Source organism: Pseudomonas sp. Arb-4-2C, from assembly GCF_055755015.1.
This window is the reverse complement of sequence record NZ_CM146899.1, coordinates 1,468,591-1,490,696: the sequence shown is the minus strand read 5'-3', so window position 1 is coordinate 1,490,696 and position 22,106 is coordinate 1,468,591. Positions and strand designations below refer to the sequence as shown.

Below are 22,106 nucleotides of genomic sequence, written 5' to 3'. Positions count from 1 at the left end.
TCGGTGACAGCGCTATTGACTGATACACCGTCTTCGCGGGCAAGCCCGCCCCAGAGGATTTGCGTTCGCAACCAACATCCGAATTGTCATGCCCCAAGCCCCGAGCCGATGCGTTAAACTCCCGCCCATTGCTGTCTGGAGCTTCTTATGCGCGAAGAGTTGAACCAAGGCCTGATCGACTTCCTCAAGGCCTCCCCTACCCCGTTCCACGCCACCGCCAGCCTTGTTCAGCGTCTGGAGGCCGCCGGTTACGTGCGCCTCGACGAGCGCGAGCCGTGGAACACCGAGGCCAATGGCCGTTATTACGTCACCCGCAACGACTCCTCCATTGTCGCGATCAAAATGGGCCGCAATTCGCCGCTGCACGACGGCATCCGTCTGGTCGGCGCCCACACCGATAGCCCGTGCCTGCGCGTCAAGCCGCAGCCGGAGCTGCAACGCCAGGGCTTCTGGCAACTGGGCGTTGAAGTCTACGGCGGCGCGTTGCTGGCGCCGTGGTTCGACCGCGACCTGTCGCTGGCCGGCCGTGTGACCTTCCGCCGCGACGGCAAGGTCGAAAGCCAGTTGATCGACTTCAAGGCACCGATCGCGATCATTCCCAACCTGGCGATTCACCTCAACCGTGAAGCCAACCAAGGCTGGGCGATCAATGCGCAGACCGAGCTGCCGCCGATCCTCGCGCAGTTCGCCGGTGACGAGCGCGTCGACTTTCGCGCCGTACTGACTGATCAACTGGCCCGCGAACACGGCCTGAACGCCGACGTGGTGCTGGATTACGAGCTGAGCTTCTACGACACACAAAGCGCGGCGATCATCGGCCTGCACGGCGACTTCATCGCCGGTGCTCGCCTGGACAACCTGTTGTCCTGCTACGCCGGCCTGCAAGCCCTGCTCACCGCCGACACCGAAGAAACCTGCGTGCTGGTGTGCAACGACCACGAAGAAGTCGGCTCCTGCTCGGCTTGCGGTGCAGACGGCCCGATGCTCGAGCAGACCCTGCGGCGCCTGCTGCCTGAAGGTGACGAATTCGTACGTACCATTCAGAAATCGCTGCTGGTTTCGGCCGACAACGCCCACGGCGTACACCCCAACTACGCCGAGAAGCACGACGCCAACCACGGCCCGAAACTCAACGCCGGCCCGGTGATCAAGGTCAACAGCAACCAGCGTTACGCCACCAACAGCGAGACCGCCGGGTTCTTCCGCCACCTGTGCATGGCTGAAGAGGTACCGGTGCAGAGCTTCGTGGTCCGCAGCGACATGGGTTGCGGCTCGACCATCGGCCCGATCACCGCCAGCCATCTGGGCGTGCGCACCGTTGATATCGGCCTGCCGACCTTCGCCATGCACTCGATCCGCGAACTGTGTGGCAGCCACGACCTGGCACACCTGGTCAAAGTGCTGAGCGCGTTCTACGCCTCGCGCGAGCTGCCTTAAAAGCTTCGCGAGCAGGCTCGCTCCCACATTGGAATGCATTTCAACCTGTGGGAGCTGGCTTGTTCACACATTGGAATGCATTTCAAACTGTGGGAGCGGGCTTGCTCGCGAAAGCGGTCGTTCAGATAACAATGATTCATCGTAGAACCGACATTCCTGATACACATCACCCCCTGCTGCAGAAACCGACCTAGACTTAAATCATTCCCTTCGACAAGGCAGTCTCCATGATCTCGATGTCTTCGTTCCACGCCATGCTCGTCCCGATCCTGTCCGGGATGATCCTGCTGGCCATCGGCTTCAACTTCCGCGACAAGAACGCCGGTGTCTTCGCCATGTGGATCGGCATGCTGATGATCCTGGCGACCGTGGTCTACAAGATCCTCGCCAAACTCAACGAATAAATCAGCGCTCGGCTCGCATTGATTCTGGCTGGCTCGTACACTCGCTCAATTCGCCCCTTTGCGAGGTTGACCGCCTAGTGTTCGCTCGTCTGTTTGCTCTGCCCTGCCTGTTCCTCGTCTGCCTGATGACGCTGCTGCCGCTGGCCCCTGCCCACGCGGTCGGCTTGCCGGGGTTGCTCAATACCACCAAGGCGCAACCGGAGGCGCAGGAACCGCTGGGCCAGTCGCTGGATGAAGTCATCAAGTCGCTGGAAAACGACAAGCAGCGGACGCAGTTGCTGACCGATCTGAAAAAGCTGCGCGACGCCACGAAAAAAGCCCAGGCCTCCCCCGAAGAAGGCGTGCTGGGCCTGATCGGCGGCACCCTGGCCAATTTCGAAAAACAGTTCTCCGGCGCCGACAGCCCGCTCACCCGCTGGTCCAACGAATTCGATCAGGCCCGGGATGAGCTCGACAACCTGATGCTGCCGGCCAGTGAATGGCTGCCGATCATCTTCGCCTTTGCCGTGATCCTGATGGTCTGGAGCCTGCTGGCCGCCGCACTGATCTGGCTCGGGCACCGGGTGCGCATGCGTTTCGGCCTGACCGAAGAACTGCCCCAGCACCCCAAGGCCCTCGACATGCTGCGCTTCGCCCTGCGCAAGCTCGGGCCGTGGCTGATCGCGCTGGTCATCACCGTTTACATGAGCTACGCGCTGCCGTCGTCATTGGGCAAAAGCCTGGCGATGGTGCTGGCTTACGCGCTGGTGGTCGGCACCTGTTTCTCGGCGATCTGCGTGATCGCGTTCTCGCTGCTCGACGGCCCGCACCGGCACCGGGCGCTGTACATCCTGCGCCATCAGGCGTTCCGCCCGCTGTGGCTGATCGGCAGCTTCGCCGCGTTTGGTGAAGCCCTGAACGACCCGCGCCTGGTGGAAAGCCTCGGCGTACACCTGGCACACACCACCGCGACCATCACCAATGTCCTCGCGGCGCTGTTCACCGGCCTGTTCATCCTGCGTTTCCGCCGGCCGATCGCGCACCTGATCCGCAACCAGCCCTTGTCCCGCCGCCTGACCCGCCGCGCGCTCAGCGACACCATCGATATCCTCGGCACCTTCTGGTACGTGCCGGCGCTGGTGCTGGTCGGGATTTCGTTGTTCGCCACCTTCGTCTCCGCCGGCGACACCAGCACCGCCCTGCGCCAGTCGCTGATCTGTACGGTGCTGCTGGTGATGTGCATGGTGATCAACGGCCTCGTGCGCCGCCACTCACTCAAACCGCAACGCGGCCCCAAGCGCCACGCGCTGTATTCGGAACGCCTGAAAAGCTTCTTCTACACCCTCGCCCACCTGCTGGTGTGGCTGACCTTCATCGAACTCGGCCTGCGTGTATGGGGCAAGTCGCTGATCGGTTTCGCCGAGGGCGAAGGGCATGACGTCAGCGTCAAACTGTTCAGCCTGATCGGCACACTGATTTTCTCCTGGCTGATCTGGATTCTCGCCGATACCGCCGTGCACCACGCCCTCACCCGCTCGCGCAAAGGCCTGGCGAACGCCCGCGCGCAAACGATGATGCCGCTGATCCGCAACGTGCTGTTCGTGGCGATTTTCATCATCGCGCTGATCGTCGCCCTGGCGAACATGGGCATGAACGTCACACCACTGCTGGCCGGTGCCGGCGTCATCGGTCTGGCCATCGGTTTTGGTGCGCAGTCGCTGGTGGCGGACTTGATCACCGGCCTGTTCATCATCATCGAAGACTCGCTGGCGATCGACGATTATGTGGATGTCGGCGGGCACCTGGGCACCGTCGAAGGCCTGACCATCCGCACCGTGCGCCTGCGCGACATCGACGGCATCGTCCACACCATCCCGTTCAGCGAAATCAAAAGCATCAAGAACTACTCCCGGGAATTCGGCTACGCGATTTTCCGGGTGGCGGTGCCGTACAACATGGAGATCGATGACGCGATCAAACTGATGCGCGAAGTCGGCCAGAAAATGCGCACCGACCCCCTGCAACGGCGCAACATCTGGTCGCCGCTGGAGATTCAGGGCGTGGAGAGTTTCGAGTCCGGCAGCGCGATCCTGCGCGCCCGCTTCAAAACTGCACCGATCAAACAATGGGAAGTGTCCCGCGCGTTCAACCTGTCGCTCAAACGCCATCTCGACGAGGCCGGCCTTGATCTGGCCACGCCGCGCATGAGTGTGCAAGTGATCACCGCCGGCGGTGGCCAGCCCAAGGAATAGCACTTGGGCGCGATGTGCGGGTCACAGGCAGGGAAGCCAGAAAAACAATAACCAAAAAATGCTGCCGACGCTGAAGTGGGCGGCCAGGGATGATGTGGTGAATGCACCGCTGGTGGGCGGTGCGGAAGACTTCTCGTTCTTTGCCAAGGAAGTGCCGGGGTTGTTTGTGTTTCTCGGGGTGACGCCACGGGATCAGGACATGAGCAAAGCCGCGCCGAATCATAATCCGGGGTTCTTTGTGGATGAGTCGGCGCTGGTGGTTGGGGTGAGGACAATGGCGTCGCTGGCGACGGATTATTTGTATGGCAATGCTGAGGTTGCCAGATAGAGATGGGGGATTGTGAGGACGGCTTCGCGAGCAGGCTCACTCCTACAATTAGATTGGGGGCGGTCAGTTGGAAATTGGTCGGCTGTCAGGTCGCCTTCGTGAGCAGGCCCACTCCTACAATTAGATTGGGGGCGGTCAGTTGGAGATAGATCGGCTGTCAGGCCGCCATCGCCAGCAGGCTGGCTCCCACAGAAGCACTAAAGCCGAGCACATGCTTTTCACCACTCAACAGGCCGAGTGTCAGCTCGCCGAAAGCTCTTGATCTTGCCGTGCCGGCCCCATCGGCAGGCTGAGTGGAGGGGTTCATCCGGGGGTGGGAGCGCAGCGACCGTTCGACGGAGTCGAACACATCGAGAGGAGGTGCAGCGAAGCAAACCGGAGGCGATGCCCCCGGATGAATCCCGTAACGAAGGAACCCGAGCCTAAGCGAGGGCCGTACGCCGGGGCCCAGCGTTTTGGTTACTTTTGGGCGTCTGCAAAAGTGACTCGCCGTAAGGGCGAAACCCTAAGCAGCCGTTACCACAGCAACGGATATCCACCCAAAAACCCAAGAACCCAAGAACCTGGTCGGCCCACAGGCCGCCAAGGTCAAACCACATCAACCCCTACGTGAATCGCATCATGCCGCCAAAACTCCAGATCACAATCAATCAACCGCTCATGCTGATCATAATTAACCCGAGCAATCCGCAACCCCGGACTCCCCACCGACACCCGCAAAGCCGCTGCCGCATCCACCGACAATGACGTTGGCACAATCTCGAACCGCACTCGCCCGTAGTGCAAATCGTAATGCCGCGCATACAACTCGGTCATCGACTGATTCAAATCAAACCCCAGAATCCCGGGAAAATACTGCGGATTCAGATAGTGCTCCACATACAAAACCAGCCGCCCATCAATCCGCCGTGACCGACAAATCTGAATCACGCTCGACAACGCCGGCAACTGCAATAACGCACACACCGCCACCGACGCTGGCTGCAGACGCGCCGAAATCACCTCGGTCGAAGGCACCCGCCCCTGCGCACTGACCATCGCGTGAAAGTGGCTGCGCTGCATCAGGTTGTAAGCCAGACGCGGCGGTGAAACGAACCAGCCACGCCGCTCCTCGCGATAAATCTGCCCCTGCGCCTCCAGTTGCAACAATGCCTCGCGCACAGTAATCCGCGTGGTACCGAACAACTCACTGAGCTTGCGCTCGGCCGGCAACTTGCTACCGGGCGCGAGCAGTCCGTGATCCAGTTGCTCCTGCAACACCTGGCCGATGGCTGTCACCGCTTTTGTTGCCTCATCGCGCATCAACGTTACCTATCTGGACTAGACCAGCACTGTTTCGGGGCAAAAACCGAACGGCGGCAAACCGTTTCCATGTGTTGCAAGCCTAGGCAGTGCAGATGACCGAGAGATGACAAACCCGCTCGACGGTCGCCCTCATGACTTGCAATACATCGGCCAAGTCCCTTGCCAACCGGGGCTTTGACCTTGGTCTACGCTTACCGGGCAACCGTCGAAACCGGGCCAATAAAATCCCTGCCGGACGAGCGCCGACATCAAAGTGTCATCCAGCCCCCTTAAATTGGCTCAGGTATTGCTGACCTAGACCAACACAAACCGCAATCGCAGCGTTGAACACGACCAAGGAGCTTCGGAATGAAACAGCTTTTCCTGGCAACACTGTTAGGCTCGACCATTGCAATGTGCACCGCCGCCATGGCGGCCGACACCGACCTGAAAACCCTCGAAGCCGCTGCGAAAGCGGAAGGCGCCGTCAACAGCGTCGGCATGCCCGATGACTGGGCCAACTGGAAAGGCACCTGGGAAGACCTGGCCAAGACCTATGGCCTGAAACACATCGACACCGACATGAGCTCGGCCCAGGAAATCGCCAAGTTCGCCGCTGAAAAAGACAACGCCACCGCCGACATCGGCGACGTCGGTGCTGCCTTCGGCCCGATCGCGGTCAAGCAAGGCGTAGTGCAACCGTACAAGCCAAGCACCTGGGATCAGGTTCCGGCCTGGGCCAAGGACAAGGATGGCAACTGGGCGCTGGCCTACACCGGCACCATCGCCTTCATCGTCAACAAGAAGCTGCTGCACGGCTCCGAAGTGCCGACCAAATGGGCTGACCTCAAGGGCGGCAAATACAAGGTCTCCATCGGTGACGTGAGCACCGCTGCGCAAGCCGCCAACGGCGTTCTCGCCGCCGCCCTGGCCAACGGTGGCGACGAGAAGAACATCCAGCCGGCCCTGCTGCTGTTTGCAGACATCGCCAAGCAGGGTCGCCTGTCGATGGCCAACCCGACCATCGCCACCATGGAAAAAGGCGAGATCGAAGTCGGTGTGGTCTGGGACTTCAACGGCCTGAGCTACAAGGCCAAGATGGCCAACCCGGATGACTACGTGGTGCTGATCCCGTCCGACGGCTCGGTGATTTCCGGCTACACCACCATCATCAACAAGTACGCGAAGAACCCGAACGCCGCCAAGCTGACCCGCGAATACATCTTCAGCGACGCCGGCCAGACCAACCTCGCACGCGGCAACGCCCGCCCGATCCGCGCCGAGCACCTGCAACTGCCGGAAGACGTGAAAGCCAAGCTGCTGCCAAACGAGCAGTACAAGAAGGTCACGCCGATCAAGGACGCCGACGCCTGGGAAAAAACCTCCAAGGCCCTGCCGCAGAAGTGGAACGAAGAAGTCATCGTCGAGATGAAGTAAAGCGGCGAATCACCGTAGTGTGATTGGTTGGAGATCCAAATGTGGGAGCGGGCTTGCTCGCGAAAGCGGTAGATCAGTCAAGCATTTAGCGACTGACACTCCGCGTTCGCGAGCAAGCCCGCTCCCACAGGGGATCCAGGTTGAATCTGAAATCTACTGTTTCGCGGAGTTTTTGCCCCTATGAAGCACAACGTCATCCTTGTCGTGCTCGACGGCCTCAATTTTGAAGTCGCACGACACGCCATGGGGCATCTGCAGGCTTACGTTGGCGCAGGACGCGCCGCGCTCTATCAGTTGGAGTGCGAGTTGCCGGCCCTGTCCCGACCGCTTTACGAATGCATCCTCACCGGCGTGCCGCCAATCGACAGCGGCATCGTCCACAACAATGTTGCGCGCCTGTCCAACCAGCGCAGCATCTATCACTACGCCCGCGACGCCGGCCTGAAAACCGCGGCGGCGGCCTACCATTGGGTCAGCGAGCTGTACAACCGTTCGCCGTTCGTGGCAGCACGCGACCGGCATACCGACAACCTGTCGCTGCCGATCCAGCATGGCCACTTCTACTGGAGTGACCACTACCCGGATTCGCACCTGTTCGCCGACGCGGAGAACCTGCGCCTGCGCCATGCGCCGAACTTCCTGCTGATCCACCCGATGAACATCGATGACGCCGGCCACAAGCACGGTCTCGACTCCTCGCAGTACCGCAACAGCGCGCGCTCGGCGGACGTCATCCTCGCCGATTATCTGCAAGGCTGGCTCGACGCCGGTTATCAGGTGCTGGTGACCGCCGACCACGGCATGAACAATGACCGCTCGCACAACGGATTGCTGCCGGAAGAACGCCAGGTGCCGCTGTTCGTCCTCGGTGACGCCTTCAGCCTGAACACTGACGCGGCGCCGAAGCAGACTGAAATCTGCGGCACTGTCTGCGAACTGCTTGGCGTGCCACACGACAAACCTGTGTGCCGGGAGTTGCTCAAGTGAACTCGATGACCCGTGGTAAATGGCTGGCAGCCCTGTGCCTCGTGCCCTTCGCACTGTTCTTCATCGTGTTCGAAATCGCCCCGCTGGTGTGGGTGATGATCAACAGCCTGCAGTCGGAAGAGTTCGGCTGGGGCTTCGAAAACTTCAGCAAGATCTTCAGCTCGAAGTTCTATTTGCAGGCGATCCAGTACAGCCTCGAGATCAGTTTCTGGTCGAGTGTGTTCGGCATCATCATCGCCGTGCTCGGTGCCTACTCCCTGCGCCGGGTCGACTCGAAACTGCGCAACTTCGTGAATGCCTTTGCCAACATGACCAGCAACTTCGCCGGCGTGCCCCTGGCCTTCGCGTTCATCATCCTGCTCGGCTTCAACGGCAGCATCACCATCATGCTCAAGCAGGCCGGGATCATTCAGGATTTCAACCTGTACTCGAAAACCGGCCTGATCATCCTCTACACCTACTTCCAGATTCCTCTCGGTGTGCTGCTGCTCTACCCGGCCTTCGACGCCCTGCGTGAAGACTGGCGTGAGTCCGCCGCGCTGCTGGGCGCCAACGGCTGGCAGTTCTGGCGCCACATCGGTCTGCCGGTGCTGACCCCGGCGCTGCTCGGCACTTTCGTGATCCTGCTGGCCAATGCCCTCGGCGCCTACGCCACGGTCTACGCGCTGACCACCGGCAACTTCAACGTGCTGCCGATCCGCATCGCGGCGATGGTCTCCGGCGACATTTCGCTGGACCCGAACCTGGCCAGCGCTCTGGCCGTGGTGCTGGTGGCGTTGATGACCATCGTCACCGTCGTGCATCAACTGCTGTTGAAGAGGAGCTACCATGTCTCGCGCTGAATCCGGCCCGGCCGGCGTCTACCACCGCGTCGTGGTTTATCTGTTGTTCGCGATCCTGCTGCTGCCACTGGTGGGCACGTTGATCTACTCGATCGCCAGCAGTTGGTCGGCAACCATCCTGCCCAGTGGCTTCACCTTCAAGTGGTATATCCAGCTGTGGAGCGATCCGCGCTTTCTGCACGCCTTCGGCCAATCGTTGCTGGTGTGCGTCGGCGCCCTGGTGCTGTCAGTGGTGCTGATTCTGCCGCTGCTGTTCGTGGTGCATTACCACTTTCCAAAACTCGATGCGCTGATGAACATCCTGATCCTGCTGCCCTTCGCGGTGCCGCCGGTGGTGTCGTCGGTGGGGCTGTTGCAGCTCTACGGTTCCGGGCCACTGGCGATGGTCGGCACGCCGTGGATCCTGATCGGTTGCTACTTCACCGTGGCGCTGCCGTTCATGTACCGGGCGATCACCAACAACCTGCAGGCGATCAACCTGCGCGACCTGATGGACGCCGCCCAACTACTCGGCGCCAGCACCTTTCAGGCAGCGTTCCTGGTGGTGCTGCCGAACCTGCGCAAAGGCCTGATGGTCGCGCTGCTGCTGTCGTTCTCGTTCCTGTTCGGTGAGTTCGTGTTCGCCAACATCCTCGTCGGCACGCGCTATGAAACCCTGCAGGTATATCTGAACAACATGCGCAACAGCAGTGGCCACTTCACCAGTGCGCTGGTTATTTCTTACTTCTTTTTTGTGCTGGTCCTGACCTGGATCGCCAACATCTTGAACAAGGACAAAAGCGAATGAGCTATGTCAGCGTCCAGAACCTGAAGAAAAACTACGCCGGCACCACGGTGTTCAGCGACATCAACTGCGAAATCAACAAGGGCGAATTCGTCACCCTGCTCGGCCCTTCGGGTTGCGGCAAGTCAACGCTGCTGCGCTGCATTGCCGGCCTGACGCCGGTCGATGGCGGCAAGATCCTGCTCGATGGCGTCGACATCGTGCCGCTGAGTCCGCAAAAACGCGGGATCGGCATGGTGTTCCAGAGCTACGCACTGTTCCCCAACATGACCGTTGAACAGAACGTTGCCTTCGGCCTGCGGATGCAAAAGGTCAATGCCGACGACAGCCACAAGCGTGTCTCAGAAGTGCTGCAACTGGTTGAGCTCGCCGACTTCGCCGGCCGCTATCCGCACCAGCTCTCCGGTGGCCAGTGCCAGCGCGTCGCCCTCGCCCGCTCGCTGGTCACCCGTCCACGCCTGCTGCTGCTGGACGAACCGCTGTCGGCGCTGGATGCGCGGATTCGCAAACACCTGCGCGAGCAGATTCGGCAGATCCAGCGCGAACTCGGCCTGACCACTATTTTCGTCACCCACGATCAGGAAGAAGCGCTGACCATGTCCGACCGGATTTTCCTGATGAACCAAGGGAAAATCGTCCAGAGCGGCGACGCCGAAACCTTGTACACCGCGCCGGTGGATCTGTTCGCCGCCGGCTTCATCGGCAATTACAACCTGCTCGACGCCGAGGACGCATCAAAGCTGCTGCAACGGCCGATCAACCACCGCATCGCGATTCGTCCGGAAGCCATCGAACTGAGCCTCAATGGCGAACTCGATGCGCAGATCCGCAGCCACAGCCTGCTCGGCAATGTGATCCGCTATCGCGTCGAGGCGCGCGGCGTGGAACTGGTGGTGGACGTGCTCAACCGCTCAGCGGCGGATCTGCATCCCGACGGTCAGCGCCTGGCACTTTCCATCGATCCGACGGCCCTCTGCGAAGTAGCTTAAAAGCAGCTGCAAGCTTCGAGCTACAAGCCTCAAGCTGTAGACTGCGGCGAACCTGATTCCAATTCTTGCAGCTCGAAGCTTGTAGCTCGCAGCTGTTCTCGGAGAGAACCGATGGCCCTGGCAATTTTTGATCTGGACGAAACCCTGATCCACGGCGACTGCGCCACCCTCTGGAGCGAGCAGATGGGGCGTCTGGGCTGGGTCGATCCCGAATCGTTCATGCGCAAGAACAACGAGCTGATGGACGCCTACAGCCATGGCAAATTGCGCATGGAAGAGTTCATGGAGTTCAGCCTCGAACCGCTGATCGGGCGCACTCCGGAAGAAGTCGAGCATCTGGTCGGCCCGTGGGTGGAAGACTTCATCGAGCCGATCATCTTCAGCGACGCGACCAAGACCATCGCCGCCCACCGCAAGGCCGGCGACCGGATTCTGGTGATCTCGGCGTCGGGTACGCACCTGGTCAAACCGATTGCCGAGCGCTTGGGCATCGATGAAATTCTGGGGATCGAACTGGAAGTCGCGCACGGCGTTTACAGCGGTCACACCGTTGGCACCCTGACCTACCGCGAAGGCAAGATCACCCGTTTGCTGGAGTGGCTGGACGCCGAGGAAGAAAACCTTGAGGGCGCGAGTTTTTATTCCGACTCACGCAATGACTTGCCGTTGTTGCTGAAGGTGGATTTCCCGCATGTGGTGAACCCGGATCCGGTGTTGCTGGAGCATGCCGAGAAGGCCGGCTGGCCGATCCACCTCTGGAAGTAAACATAGATTCAAATGTGGGAGCGGGCTTGCTCGCGAAGGCGGTGAATCAGTCAAGAATTTATCGACTGACACTCCGCTTTCGCGAGCAAGCCCGCTCCCACAGGTTTTCCGGTGTTATCAACTCAGGCTGTGATCAATCACCAGCACCACCTTCCCCGCCACCGTGTTGCTCGCCAGTTCGGCAAACGCCGCCTCAGCATCTTTCACCGGGAAAGCCTTGGCCAGTTGCGGACTCAACCGCCCTTCGGCAAACAGCGGCCATACGTGCTGCCCCAGGTCACTGAGCAGGTCCGCCTTGAATTGATCATCACGGCTGCGCAAGGTCGAACCAAGCAACTGCACACGCTTGGCCAGCACCTGCGCCAGGTCCAGTTTCGACTCTCGCCCGCCCATCAACCCGATCAATACCCAACGCCCGTCGAGCGCCATCAGTTTGAGGTTCAGCGCGGCGTAAGTGCCGCCGACCGGATCAAGGATCACGTCAAACGGTGCGAAGTCGCGCAGACTCTCCAGGTCGTCGCTGCGCACCACGCCGCCCTGGGCCCCCAGCGCTTCACAGTAGGCCAGGCGCTCGGCCGTACCGACGCTGACCCAGCACGGGTTGCCGAACGCCTTGCACAGCTGAATGGCCGCTGAACCAATTCCACTTGCTCCGGCGTGCAGGAGAACTTTCTCACCGGGTTTGAGCGCCGCCAGCTGAAACACATTCAGCCAGACCGTTGCATAAACCTCGGGTAATGCCGCGGCCTCGATCAGCGAGACGCCCTCGGGCACCGGCAGCACATGCCGCCCGTCGACCACCACCTCTTCGGCCATCCCGCCTCCGGCCAGCAAGGCGCAGACCCGGTCACCGACCTGCCAGGAAGAGCCGGCGCCGACCTCGCTGATCACCCCGGAACACTCAAGACCAGGCACCTGGCTGGCGCCGGGCGGTGGTGGATAAAGCCCGGCTTTCTGTAATAAATCGGCGCGATTGAGGCCGGCTGCCGCCACGCGAATGCGCACTTGTCCTACATCACACGCAGGACTCGGCTCTTCAACCCATGCCACTTGACCTTCAACGCCTTGCAATGCCTTCACAGTGCCTCCATAGTGAGTCTGGACTGAGCCCGAAGCTGTAGCGCCGGGCTTTTTGCATTATGCGACCGGCTCTCGTAGAACCGGCGACTTCAAAGACGGCCTAATATGCGTTATCAATTGTCCCCGCGTCGAATCAGCATGAAGCATTTGCTCCCCAGCACCGCCCTCGCTCTTTTCATCGGTATCGGTCTTTTGCCGATGTCGGGCAAAACATTCGCAGCCAACAGCTGGGACAACTTGCAGCCTGATCGCGACGAAGTGATCGCCAGTCTCAACGTCGTCGAGTTGCTCAAGCGTCACCACTACAGCAAGCCGCCGCTCGACGATGCGCGCTCGGTGATCATCTACGACAGCTACATCAAGCTGCTGGATCCGTCGCGCAGCTACTTCATGGCCAGCGACATCGCCGAATTCGACAAGTGGAAGACCCAGTTCGACGACTTCCTCAAAAGCGGCGACCTCAACGCCGGGTTCACCATCTACAAGCGCTATCTGGACCGCGTCAAGGCGCGTCTGGACTTCGCCATTGCGGAGCTGAACAAGGGCGTCGACAAGATGGACTTCACCACCAAGGAAACCTTGCTGATCGATCGCAAGGACGCCCCTTGGCTCAAATCCACTGCCGAACTCGACGACCTGTGGCGCAAACGCGTCAAGGACGAAGTGCTGCGGCAGAAGATCGCCGGCAAAGAGCCGAAGCAGATCCAGGAAACCCTGACCAAGCGCTACAAGAACCAGTTGGCGCGCCTGGACCAGACCCGTCCGGAAGACATCTTCCAGGCGTACATCAACACCTTCGCCATGTCGTACGACCCGCACACCAACTATCTGTCGCCGGATAACGCGGAGAACTTCGACATCAACATGAGCCTGTCCCTGGAGGGCATCGGCGCCGTGTTGCAGAGCGACAACGATCAAGTGAAAGTCGTGCGTCTGGTGCCGGCAGGCCCGGCCGACAAGACCAAGCAGGTCGCACCGGCCGACAAGATCATCGGCGTTGCCCAGGGCAACAAAGAGATGGTCGACGTAGTGGGCTGGCGCCTGGACGAAGTGGTCAAGCTGATCCGCGGCCCGAAAGGCACCGTGGTGCGCCTGGAAGTGATTCCGGCCAGCAATGCGCCGAACGACCAGACCAGCAAGATCGTGCCGATCACCCGCGAAGCGGTGAAGCTTGAAGATCAGGCCGTGAAAAAATCCATCCTGAGCCTGAAACAGGACGGCAAGGACTACAAGCTCGGCGTGATCGAGATCCCGGCCTTCTACCTCGACTTCAAGGCGTTCCGTGCCGGTGATCCGGACTACAAGAGCACCACCCGTGACGTCAAGAAACTGCTGACCGAACTGCAGAAAGAGAAAGTCGATGGCGTGGTCATCGACCTGCGCAACAACGGCGGCGGCTCCCTGCAGGAAGCCACCGAGCTGACCAGCCTGTTCATCGACAAGGGCCCGACCGTTCTCGTGCGTAACGCCGATGGCCGCGTCGATGTACTGGAAGATGAAAACCCGGGCGCGTTCTACAAAGGCCCGATGGCACTGCTGGTCAACCGCCTGTCCGCCTCGGCTTCGGAGATCTTCGCCGGCGCCATGCAGGACTACCATCGCGCACTGATCATCGGTGGTCAGACCTTCGGCAAGGGCACCGTGCAGACCATTCAGCCGCTGAACCATGGCGAACTGAAACTGACTCTGGCCAAGTTCTACCGGGTTTCCGGTCAAAGCACCCAGCATCAGGGCGTCCTCCCGGACATCGATTATCCGTCGATCATCGACACCAAGGAAATCGGCGAAAGCGCTCTGCCGGAAGCCATGCCGTGGGACACCATCAAGGCGGCGATCAAGCCTGCGGTCGATCCGTTCAAGCCGTACCTGGCGCAGCTCAAGTCCGAGCATGATGCACGCAGTGCCAAAGACGCCGAGTTCGTGTTCATACGCGACAAGCTGGCCCTGGCGCAGAAGCTGATGGAAGAAAAAACCGTCAGCCTCAACGAAGCCGAACGCCGTGCCCAGCACACTGACATCGACGCCAAGCAACTGGCGATGGAGAACATCCGTCGCAAAGCCAAAGGCGAAGAACCGCTCAAAGAGCTGAAGAAAGAAGACGACGACGCCCTCGCGGCAGCCGAGCCGGACAAGGTCAAGCCAGAAGACGACGCCTACCTGAGCGAAACCGGGCGCGTGCTGCTGGATTACCTGAAGCTGAGCAATCAGGTAGCCAAGAAGTAAGATGATGGCAATTTAGTGGTGGCGCTCCCCGGAGCGTCATCAAACAGTCATCATTCTGTCGTGAAATAAAGGACTGGGAGCGCCTCTTCAAGCAAGAGCGCTCCCAGTCCTTTTTTTATCGCCAGAGATTGCCATGACCACGACCGAACAGCTGAGTGCCTTGAGCTCGATCCTGACTCAAAGCGGTTTGCACAGTCTGTTCCAGCCAATCATCTGTCTCTCCGAACGCCGCATTCTCGGCTACGAAGCCCTGACTCGTGGCCCGTCCAACAGCCCTCTGCACTCGCCTATCGCGCTGTTCGCCGTGGCGCGACAGGCCGGCCGCTTGAGCGAACTGGAAATCGCCTGCCGCCAGTCTGCCTGCCGCCGTTTCAACGAGCAGCAACTGCCGGGCAAGCTGTTCCTCAACGTCTCCCCGGAATCCCTGCTCGAAGCGGCGCACCAGCCGGGACGCACCCTGCAGCTACTGCAGGATTTCGGCATACCACCGAGCCAAGTGGTGATCGAACTCACCGAACAGACACCGATCGACGATTTCCAGTTGCTGCAAACTGCGCTGCATCACTATCGCGCGATGGGTTTTTCAATTGCGCTGGATGACCTTGGGGCCGGCTATTCGAGCTTGCGCCTGTGGTCCGAGCTGCGCCCTGATTACGTGAAGATCGACCGCCACTTCATCGACGGCATTCATCAGGATGCGTTGAAGCGAGAGTTCGTCGGCTCGATCCTGCAAATCGCCAAGGCTTCGCGAGCGCAGGTGATTGCCGAGGGTATCGAGTTGCCGGAAGAGCTGGCGGTGTTGACCGAAATGGGCGTCGATCTGGTACAGGGTTACTTGCTCGGTCGTCCACAGGAACATCCGCCGCGCGATGCCCGAGCCCTGATGCCCAAACACGACAGCAGCGCCGTCGCGTTGAACGACGAAGGCAGCGACCTCAGTGCCCTGCTCAACGACCAACCAGCCGTGCATCGCGACACCCCGACCGCCACGGTGCTGGAAGCCTTCCGCCGCCAGGCCAATCTCAACTCACTGGCAGTGCTCGACGAACTCGGCCAGCCGTGCGGCATCGTCCATCGGCATTCGCTGTCCGACGCGCTGCTCAAACCATTCGCCACTGACCTGTTCGCACGCAAGCCGATCAGCCGCCTGATGAACGACGACTTCCTCGCCGTGGAAATGAGCCAGTCGCTGCAGCAGGTCAGCCGCCTGATCACCAGTCGCGCCCGCCAGCGCATCGAAGAAGATTTCATCATCACCCTCAACGGCGGTTATCTCGGCCTGGGTCGGGTGATCGACGTGCTCAAACTGATCACCGAACTGAAAATCCAGCAGGCTCGCTACGCCAACCCGCTGACCCTGCTGCCCGGCAATGTGCCGATCCAGCAATGCCTGACCCGCCTGCTGCAACAGGGCCGCGAATCGATCATCTGCTACGTCGATATCGACAGCTTCAAACCCTTCAACGACATCTACGGCTACGGCCGTGGCGACGAAGTCCTGCTGTGCCTGGCGCAATGCCTGAACGAACGCGTCGACCCGTCCCGCGACTTCGTCGGCCACATCGGCGGCGACGACTTCCTCCTCGTCCTCGGCCCGGAAGACTGGCGCAAACGTCTCAACCAGCTGCTCGACGACTTCCAGAGCCAATGCCGGCGCTTCTATCGCCCTGAACACCTCGATGCCGGATGTTTCATCGCCCCGAACCGTCAAGGTGTGCGGCAGGAGTTTCCACTGCTGTCACTCTCCATCGGCGTCGTTCATCTGCACCCCGCAGCTTGCGCAGAACTGGATGCCAGCCAACTGGCGGAGATGGCTTCGCAGGCGAAGCATCATGCGAAGAATGTTCCGGGGTATAGCGTGCATGTGATTGATAGCCTCAACACGCCCGACCTCCACCCTCCACAACTAATCGGCCAACGCTAACGCCCCAGACGACACAAATCCCTGTGGGAGCGGGCTTGCTCGCGAAGGGGGTAGTCCAATAAGCCTAATTGTTTGGGCCTTACCCCCCCCCTGAGTCGTCGACGTGATACTTCAATAAACAATTCAACAAAACCTGCATAAACTGACGTTGATCCTCTACGTCATCATCAAAATAAGTTGTGATTCTTGTGAATACCTCATCAAAGCTATCACCAACCTCCAAGTAGTGCTTCAGTGTGTCAATACACCACTCCCGGTCATGACCACTATAAGTAAGAAACTCAGGCTTCATAAGAATATCAAATAGCTGAGCAAGCTCTTCCCTGTCATTGACATTCTTCGAAACGATGACCTTCTCACGGGCATCGTCGTGAGTATTTTCTATATCAAATAGAAAAAGCAGACCACGCAAAACAAAATATTCAGGCTTACGTTTCAATTCATAAATTCCGTATAAGACGTTATCGGATTCGCTACGCTATCGAGAACTACTACCGCATGTGTTTGCCGCCCGTAAATGACGCCTCCCCTTTTGTACCCCTCTCCAACAACCTTCCCCATATGCATAGGCTCTTTTGACGCCATTTGGCCATTGCGCCTGAAAATAAGTTGAGCACGATGTATGGCGTTCAGTTGATCTCGATAACTAAAAAAGTGAGTGGCCGCACTGGGTATTTTTGGCTGCCCTGCTCGTCTTCCGTTGGTGTAAACCTCAATCTCCCCAGTTGTTGGGTTTCTTCCCGTCATTGAACGTTCCTGCTGAGAAGCCAGAGTGGTCTGTTTGCCATGTTTCTCCAAGGAGTGCGCGTCTCGCCTAGTTTTCTCCATTTCATCCAAACGCCGATGAGCATTTTCTTCCGCCACCTCATCAAGCCTCGCCCGCCGCTCCTGCGCCGTCATTTTTGGCAGCGGAGGCGCTCCTTCTTCGACGACCACGCGACCGGCCTCGTACCGCATCGGACGTCGCGGATCCGGCGGCGGACAACTACAGCTCAACCCCAACGGATCCACCCACCCCGTCGGATTCGGCACATACCGATACTGATTCAGCCCACCCGCCAGCTTGATGGGATCCGGCGTCAGATACCGTCCCAGCCTCGGGTCGTAATACCGGTGCCGGTTGTAATGCAGTCCGCTCTCCGCATCGAAATACTGCCCCTGAAACCGCAGCGGCTGATCCAGGTAGTCTTCGCCCGCCAGGGTGATCGCCGAGACTTTGCCGTAGGCGTCGTACTGCGCCGACCAGACGATTTCGCCGCTGTAGTCGGTGAGTTCCTGCGGGGTGCCGAGGTGGTCGAGTTGGTAGTAGAACGGGCAGGCTTTTTTCGGGCCTTTGCCGTCGAGCAGCGCCAGTGGGCGGAAGGTGCCGGGTTCGTAGACGTAGCTGCGGTGGTGGGTCGGGCTGCTTTCGGCGACGAGGTGGTCGCCTTGCCAGAAGAACTCGGTGCTGACCCCGTCGACGGTCTTGCGGATGCGCCGGCCGAAGGCGTCGTACTGGTAGGTCGCGGTGTTGCCGTCGGGGCGGGTCAGGCCGATCAGGCGGTGCTGGCAGTCGTAGCGGTATTCGGTGACCAGTAGGTGATCACGACCACGACGTTCGCGGATCAGGTTGCCGAAGGCGTCGTAGTCGTAATGACGGTCGCCCTGCATCAGCAGGCGGTTGCCCTTGATCCGGGTAGGGCCGGGACGGTCCTGCATCAGCAGGTTGCCGGCCGGGTCGTGGGCGAAGGATTCCGGCAATTCGTCGCGCGAGTGGCGCACACGAATCAGCCGGTCGAGGGCGTCGTAGGCGTAGGTGCGCTGGCCGTGGCGGGTGTCGGCAATGTGCTCCAGATTGCCGTTGGCGCTGTAGGCATAATCGCGGCGGTACAGCGAGTCGTGCTGATGGCCTACGGCGTGGGCGAGTAAACGGCCCTGGTCGTCGTAGGCGTAGTCGCTGCGCAGCAGGCCTTGCTGGCGTTGTTGTTCGCGACCCGATTGATAGATGTGGCTGGTCAGCCGTGCGCCGTTGAGGTCGATGGCGGTCAGCGCACCGCCCTTGGCGTAGTGGTAGTCGAGCGTGCTGTTGTCCGGCAGACGCTGGCGTTTGAGCTGGCCGCAGGCGTCATAGGCGTAACGCAAGGTGCCCCAGCCCTGGTGCTCGGTGATCAGCCGATCCTGCCGGTCGTATTCGAAGGCCAGTGGATGTTGCTGGCCGTCATCGACACCGGTTAACCGACCCAAGCGGTCATAGCGGTAAGCCACTTCAACCCCGTCGGGCAGGGTTTTCAGCAGCAGGCGTCCGGCCGTATCACGCGCGTAAGCGGTGACCCGCGTCGAGCCGTCATCGCCGAATTCGGTCTTTTCCAGCAGATGACCATTGCGGTCATAGGCGTACGCGGTGCGCCGCCCGTCGAAGCCGGTTTCCTGTCGGATCAGTCCGGTGGGCGTGTAGTCCAGGCGGTACTTTTCCCCGGACTCGTTCTCGATTTCCGTCAGCAGCAGTTGCGCATGGTCATAGCGATACTGCAGCCGCGTGCCGTCGGGATTGATCCGGCGCGAGACCAGGTGCAGGTCGTCGTCATACTCGTAACGGGTAATGCGTCCGAGTTCGTCGCGCTCGGCGGTGACCTGACCGTAAGCGCCGTAGCTGTAGGCGCGGGTGGCGCCGGTAGGCAAGGTCGTCTGGACCAGTCGGCCAGCGGCGTCCCACTGCTGGCGAGTGACAGCACCGTGTTCGTCGCAAGTGCTCGTCCGGCGCCCCAGCGCATCGTAGGAAAAACGCCGCACGCCGCCGTCGGGCAGGGTTTCCTCTGTCAGTTGGCCGAGATTGTTCCATGCCAGCTGATGCCGACTGCTGTCCGGGTAACGGATCGACAGCAGCTGCCCACGGGTGTCGTAGTAGTAATAGGTGACTCGCCCGTCGGGATCGACCGCCTCGGTAACATCCCCCTCGGCGTTGCGACGCCAGGTCCACGTCGCCTCGCCGCGAGAACGGCGGTGCAGGAAACCGTTGCGGTACTCGTAGGACGTCGGCTCGTCCTGCGGCGGAAGCAGCGCCACCAAGCGTCCGACTTCGTCGTAGCGGTACTCGGTGACGGCGCCGAGCGGATCCTGCTCGGCGATCAGCCGCCCTGCAGCGTCATAGGCCTTGAGATACTCACCGCCATCGGCCTCGACCTTGCGCACCAGCCGTGCGCTGTCATCGTGGACGTAGGCTTCTTCAGTGCCGTCGACGTAGTGCACGGCGACGCTGCCGTCATCCGCCCAGACGTAACGCGTGTCCATCTGCGAGAACGACGCCCAGTGCCGCACGCAACGCGCGGCTTTGCCGGAACGCTCCCACTCCCAGAAGAAGCTCGCACCACCGGTCAATTGCCGCTGCAGGATGACGTGGGCGTCGTCGTAGTCGTAACGCTCGCTGTCACCAACCGAATGGGTCGCTTCCAGCAGACGCTGGCGGGCGTCGTAGCGGTAGCTGATCAGGGTCTGTTCGGTATGCCAGCCAGTCCCGTCAGAGCCAAAGGACTGATAGTCGACAGCGACCAGTTGCGCCCGGTCATAACGCAACAGCAGCGACCGCCCCGCGCCATTGTCGAGACGAACAATCCGCTCCTGATGATCACGAGAAACGGTCAGCCGATTGCCATACGCATCACTGATCGCCCCCAACCGCCCGGCGCGAAAGTGATAAAACCGCGCCGCATCCCCGGCCAGCGCAACAATCAGCTCCTCCGGCTCATCCCCCAGAAAAATCGCCGCCCGCGACAGGCTGTTGTGAATCGCCGGCCGTTCAACACTGGGCAAGGGAAACCGTGTGCTTCGGTTCTCATGGTCGATCCAGACCACCGCATCGCCATCGAACGCCAGCCGATGCGCCAGCGAATGACTCCAGCCAAACCCCAGACCGACGTCGATCTCGACCGCGCTGGTGCGATACAACCGGGTGAACTCGAACGACAGGCGCCCATCCAGCGTGCCATCGGTGAGGGTCAGCAGTTCTTCGCCAGTGACCATCGACACCGGACAGCCATTGGTGCACGTCAGCAGGGCGCAATCGGCGCTGTCGCCGTTGGGGTTTTTCGCTTGATCGGGAGCGTTATCGTGGTGCTCGTTTTTCTTTAGTGCGGCATTGCGCTTCGCATCCCAGCGCAACTGCAGGCGGCCCTTTTTCACTCCGGCGGCAATGCCCCGCGCTGCGACAGTTTTGTACTGGTCGACGTAATGGATGAACGTGTTGACAATGCCGAAAATCGCCTTGACCAGGCGTTTCATAACCGAGAGCAGTTGGGCGGCGCGATCCGCCAGGCGCAGGGTCAGATAAGCGATACCTGCGCCAGCCCCGACGAATGTCAGCACAACGCCGATCAGCACATCGATCAGCACCTGCACGATCATCATCGACGCCGTTTCAGCGGTTTTGCCGGCGATCTGACTGGGCGGCAGCATCTCCATCCAGAGACTCGCAGCACGCAGCAGCAAACACAGTGCCGCCTCGTCGCTGACCAGCAGTTGCAGCTTCTCCATCACCTGTGGAGCGGTTTGCGCCAGCTCGATCAGATCATCCGCCGCGCTCCCCAGCCGTTCGGCAAACTTGCCGGGATCCTGCAGAATCTCCGACAGCATGCCGATGCTGTCCCACACGCCCTCGATCGCCGCCCAGCTCCCGGCGAGCATGCCGTTGCCTGCCGCCGTCGCCACCGACTGCGACCACTGCGGCCTGAACCCTTGCCACTCGCTACGCAGCCAGCCATCCAGTTCACGCGTCAACCCGCCATAAGCGGTAAACAGATCGTCGATCTGCTCCGGAGTGACCTCACTGCGCACCTGGACCCGGTAGAACTTGCCCGCCTCGCCGGCGAATGAGCCCTTCCCCTGCGCATCCAGCGTGACCGGGGTGATCGTTCCACCATCCACCGCCACCACATCGACCACGATGTCGCCCAGCGGGATGTCGTACACCGACTCGAACTTGCTCTCGATCGCCATCACCCCGCCCTGCGGGCACTGGACGACGCTGGAGAAAAAATCGTTGTCGCCAGTGCTGACGGCGGTCACGCGATCGCCGAAGCGGATGATCCGCTCCATGCCCATCAGTGACGGCAGATCCGCCGCGTGACTGACCTGATCAGCCGCACGGCTCAACCAATGCTCAAGCTGTTGGCGATAGAGGTTGAGGGTGTCGGGGAAGCTGTCGAGTTCCTGCTCGATACGGCTGACGGCGTCCATCAGCGCACGCCACCCTGCGGGGTGGAATGAAAAACCGGGTCAAACATGAACGTTCCCTCGCGCAAAAATTAGGCGCGGGGACTTTGCGGGGAATCAATCAGGAAAGAAGTCAGGCGAGTAGGCGTTTGCTGTAGGACTAATCTGCAAAAGACCTATTACTACAAAACGTATAGCGATAAACGC

General features: G+C 60.5%; 15 protein-coding genes and 1 pseudogene. 12 read left to right on the top strand and 4 right to left on the bottom strand.

Annotated elements, in window-relative coordinates; all coding sequences use genetic code 11:
- The first annotated feature begins 147 nt into the window (after positions 1 to 147).
- From AC0J41_RS06780 to AC0J41_RS06765, 4 genes and pseudogenes are all read left to right on the top strand, one after another.
- Positions 148 to 1,437, top strand: coding sequence for a M18 family aminopeptidase (locus tag AC0J41_RS06780; RefSeq protein ID WP_025113375.1), 1,290 nt, complete (start codon positions 148 to 150; stop codon positions 1,435 to 1,437).
- A gap of 227 nt (positions 1,438 to 1,664) precedes the next feature.
- Entirely contained in the window at positions 1,665 to 1,841 is a 177-nt protein-coding gene (locus tag AC0J41_RS06775; protein ID WP_177327380.1) for a hypothetical protein, read from the top strand.
- Positions 1,842 to 1,918: 77 nt separating this feature from the next.
- Entirely contained in the window at positions 1,919 to 4,072 is a 2,154-nt protein-coding gene (locus AC0J41_RS06770; protein ID WP_473014936.1) for a mechanosensitive ion channel domain-containing protein, read from the top strand.
- A gap of 52 nt (positions 4,073 to 4,124) precedes the next feature.
- Positions 4,125 to 4,400: pseudogene (locus AC0J41_RS06765) on the top strand (amidohydrolase); the annotation flags it as partial.
- A gap of 588 nt (positions 4,401 to 4,988) precedes the next feature.
- On the opposite strand, the gene AC0J41_RS06760 reads toward AC0J41_RS06765, so the two are convergent.
- Positions 4,989 to 5,702 (bottom strand): UTRA domain-containing protein, encoded by a 714-nt coding sequence (locus tag AC0J41_RS06760; RefSeq protein WP_025113378.1) that lies wholly within the window; start codon positions 5,700 to 5,702, stop codon positions 4,989 to 4,991.
- Positions 5,703 to 6,053: 351 nt separating this feature from the next.
- On the opposite strand from AC0J41_RS06760, the gene AC0J41_RS06755 reads away from it, so the two are divergent.
- The 6 genes from AC0J41_RS06755 to AC0J41_RS06730 all read left to right on the top strand — a co-directional run bounded on the left by AC0J41_RS06755 (position 6,054) and on the right by AC0J41_RS06730 (position 11,488).
- Entirely contained in the window at positions 6,054 to 7,121 is a 1,068-nt protein-coding gene (locus AC0J41_RS06755) for an ABC transporter substrate-binding protein (protein WP_025113379.1), read from the top strand.
- A 180-nt stretch (positions 7,122 to 7,301) separates the two neighbouring features.
- Positions 7,302 to 8,108, top strand: a complete 807-nt coding sequence (locus AC0J41_RS06750; RefSeq protein ID WP_473014935.1) for an alkaline phosphatase family protein — start codon at positions 7,302 to 7,304, stop codon at positions 8,106 to 8,108.
- A 5-nt stretch (positions 8,109 to 8,113) separates the two neighbouring features.
- Entirely contained in the window at positions 8,114 to 8,950 is an 837-nt protein-coding gene (locus tag AC0J41_RS06745; RefSeq protein WP_177327382.1) for an ABC transporter permease, read from the top strand.
- The gene (locus tag AC0J41_RS06740) at positions 8,937 to 9,737 is read left to right on the top strand and encodes an ABC transporter permease (RefSeq protein ID WP_003223125.1); all 801 of its coding nucleotides are present in this window, start codon (positions 8,937 to 8,939) and stop codon (positions 9,735 to 9,737) included. Before AC0J41_RS06745 ends, AC0J41_RS06740 begins: the two co-directional genes overlap by 14 nt.
- On the top strand, positions 9,734 to 10,723 hold the full coding sequence (locus AC0J41_RS06735) for an ABC transporter ATP-binding protein (protein WP_473014934.1): 990 nt from the start codon (positions 9,734 to 9,736) through the stop codon (positions 10,721 to 10,723). Before AC0J41_RS06740 ends, AC0J41_RS06735 begins: the two co-directional genes overlap by 4 nt.
- Positions 10,724 to 10,834: 111 nt before the next feature.
- Positions 10,835 to 11,488: an HAD family hydrolase gene (locus AC0J41_RS06730; protein WP_473014933.1), complete on the top strand. Its 654-nt coding sequence runs from the start codon at positions 10,835 to 10,837 to the stop codon at positions 11,486 to 11,488.
- A 117-nt stretch (positions 11,489 to 11,605) separates the two neighbouring features.
- Here the strand turns inward: AC0J41_RS06730 and AC0J41_RS06725 are convergent, their stop codons facing one another.
- The gene (locus AC0J41_RS06725) at positions 11,606 to 12,568 is read right to left on the bottom strand and encodes a zinc-binding dehydrogenase (protein WP_473014931.1); all 963 of its coding nucleotides are present in this window, start codon (positions 12,566 to 12,568) and stop codon (positions 11,606 to 11,608) included.
- 138 nt (positions 12,569 to 12,706) lie between these two features.
- Between AC0J41_RS06725 and AC0J41_RS06720 the strand changes: the two genes are divergently transcribed.
- Together AC0J41_RS06720 and AC0J41_RS06715 are read left to right on the top strand one after the other, a co-directional pair.
- On the top strand, positions 12,707 to 14,791 hold the full coding sequence (locus AC0J41_RS06720) for a carboxy terminal-processing peptidase (protein WP_177327381.1): 2,085 nt from the start codon (positions 12,707 to 12,709) through the stop codon (positions 14,789 to 14,791).
- 133 nt (positions 14,792 to 14,924) lie between these two features.
- On the top strand, positions 14,925 to 16,715 hold the full coding sequence (locus tag AC0J41_RS06715) for a bifunctional diguanylate cyclase/phosphodiesterase (RefSeq protein ID WP_473014930.1): 1,791 nt from the start codon (positions 14,925 to 14,927) through the stop codon (positions 16,713 to 16,715).
- 79 nt (positions 16,716 to 16,794) lie between these two features.
- On the opposite strand, the gene AC0J41_RS06710 is transcribed toward AC0J41_RS06715, so the two are convergent.
- Together AC0J41_RS06710 and AC0J41_RS06705 are read right to left on the bottom strand one after the other, a co-directional pair.
- Positions 16,795 to 17,154 carry a hypothetical protein gene (locus AC0J41_RS06710; RefSeq protein ID WP_473014929.1) on the bottom strand — a complete coding sequence of 120 codons (360 nt, stop codon included), beginning with the start codon at positions 17,152 to 17,154 and terminating at the stop codon, positions 16,795 to 16,797.
- Positions 17,151 to 21,923 carry an RHS repeat-associated core domain-containing protein gene (locus AC0J41_RS06705; RefSeq protein WP_473014928.1) on the bottom strand — a complete coding sequence of 1,591 codons (4,773 nt, stop codon included), beginning with the start codon at positions 21,921 to 21,923 and terminating at the stop codon, positions 17,151 to 17,153. The genes AC0J41_RS06710 and AC0J41_RS06705 overlap by 4 nt, the downstream gene beginning before the upstream one ends.
- Positions 21,924 to 22,106 lie beyond the last annotated feature (183 nt).

What these genes read in the sequence shown, in the direction of transcription:
- AC0J41_RS06745 (WP_177327382.1), top strand. Translation starts at nt 8,114, where the DNA reads ATGACCCGTGGTAAATGGCTGGCAGCCCTGTGCCTCGTGCCCTTCGCA.
- AC0J41_RS06735 (WP_473014934.1), top strand. Translation starts at nt 9,734, where the DNA reads ATGAGCTATGTCAGCGTCCAGAACCTGAAGAAAAACTACGCCGGCACC.
- AC0J41_RS06720 (WP_177327381.1), top strand. Translation starts at nt 12,707, where the DNA reads ATGAAGCATTTGCTCCCCAGCACCGCCCTCGCTCTTTTCATCGGTATC.
- AC0J41_RS06760 (WP_025113378.1), bottom strand. Translation starts at nt 5,702, where the DNA reads ATGCGCGATGAGGCAACAAAAGCGGTGACAGCCATCGGCCAGGTGTTG.
- AC0J41_RS06780 (WP_025113375.1), top strand. Translation starts at nt 148, where the DNA reads ATGCGCGAAGAGTTGAACCAAGGCCTGATCGACTTCCTCAAGGCCTCC.
- AC0J41_RS06705 (WP_473014928.1), bottom strand. Translation starts at nt 21,923, where the DNA reads ATGGACGCCGTCAGCCGTATCGAGCAGGAACTCGACAGCTTCCCCGAC.
- AC0J41_RS06715 (WP_473014930.1), top strand. Translation starts at nt 14,925, where the DNA reads ATGACCACGACCGAACAGCTGAGTGCCTTGAGCTCGATCCTGACTCAA.
- AC0J41_RS06775 (WP_177327380.1), top strand. Translation starts at nt 1,665, where the DNA reads ATGATCTCGATGTCTTCGTTCCACGCCATGCTCGTCCCGATCCTGTCC.
- AC0J41_RS06755 (WP_025113379.1), top strand. Translation starts at nt 6,054, where the DNA reads ATGAAACAGCTTTTCCTGGCAACACTGTTAGGCTCGACCATTGCAATG.
- AC0J41_RS06750 (WP_473014935.1), top strand. Translation starts at nt 7,302, where the DNA reads ATGAAGCACAACGTCATCCTTGTCGTGCTCGACGGCCTCAATTTTGAA.
- AC0J41_RS06740 (WP_003223125.1), top strand. Translation starts at nt 8,937, where the DNA reads ATGTCTCGCGCTGAATCCGGCCCGGCCGGCGTCTACCACCGCGTCGTG.
- AC0J41_RS06730 (WP_473014933.1), top strand. Translation starts at nt 10,835, where the DNA reads ATGGCCCTGGCAATTTTTGATCTGGACGAAACCCTGATCCACGGCGAC.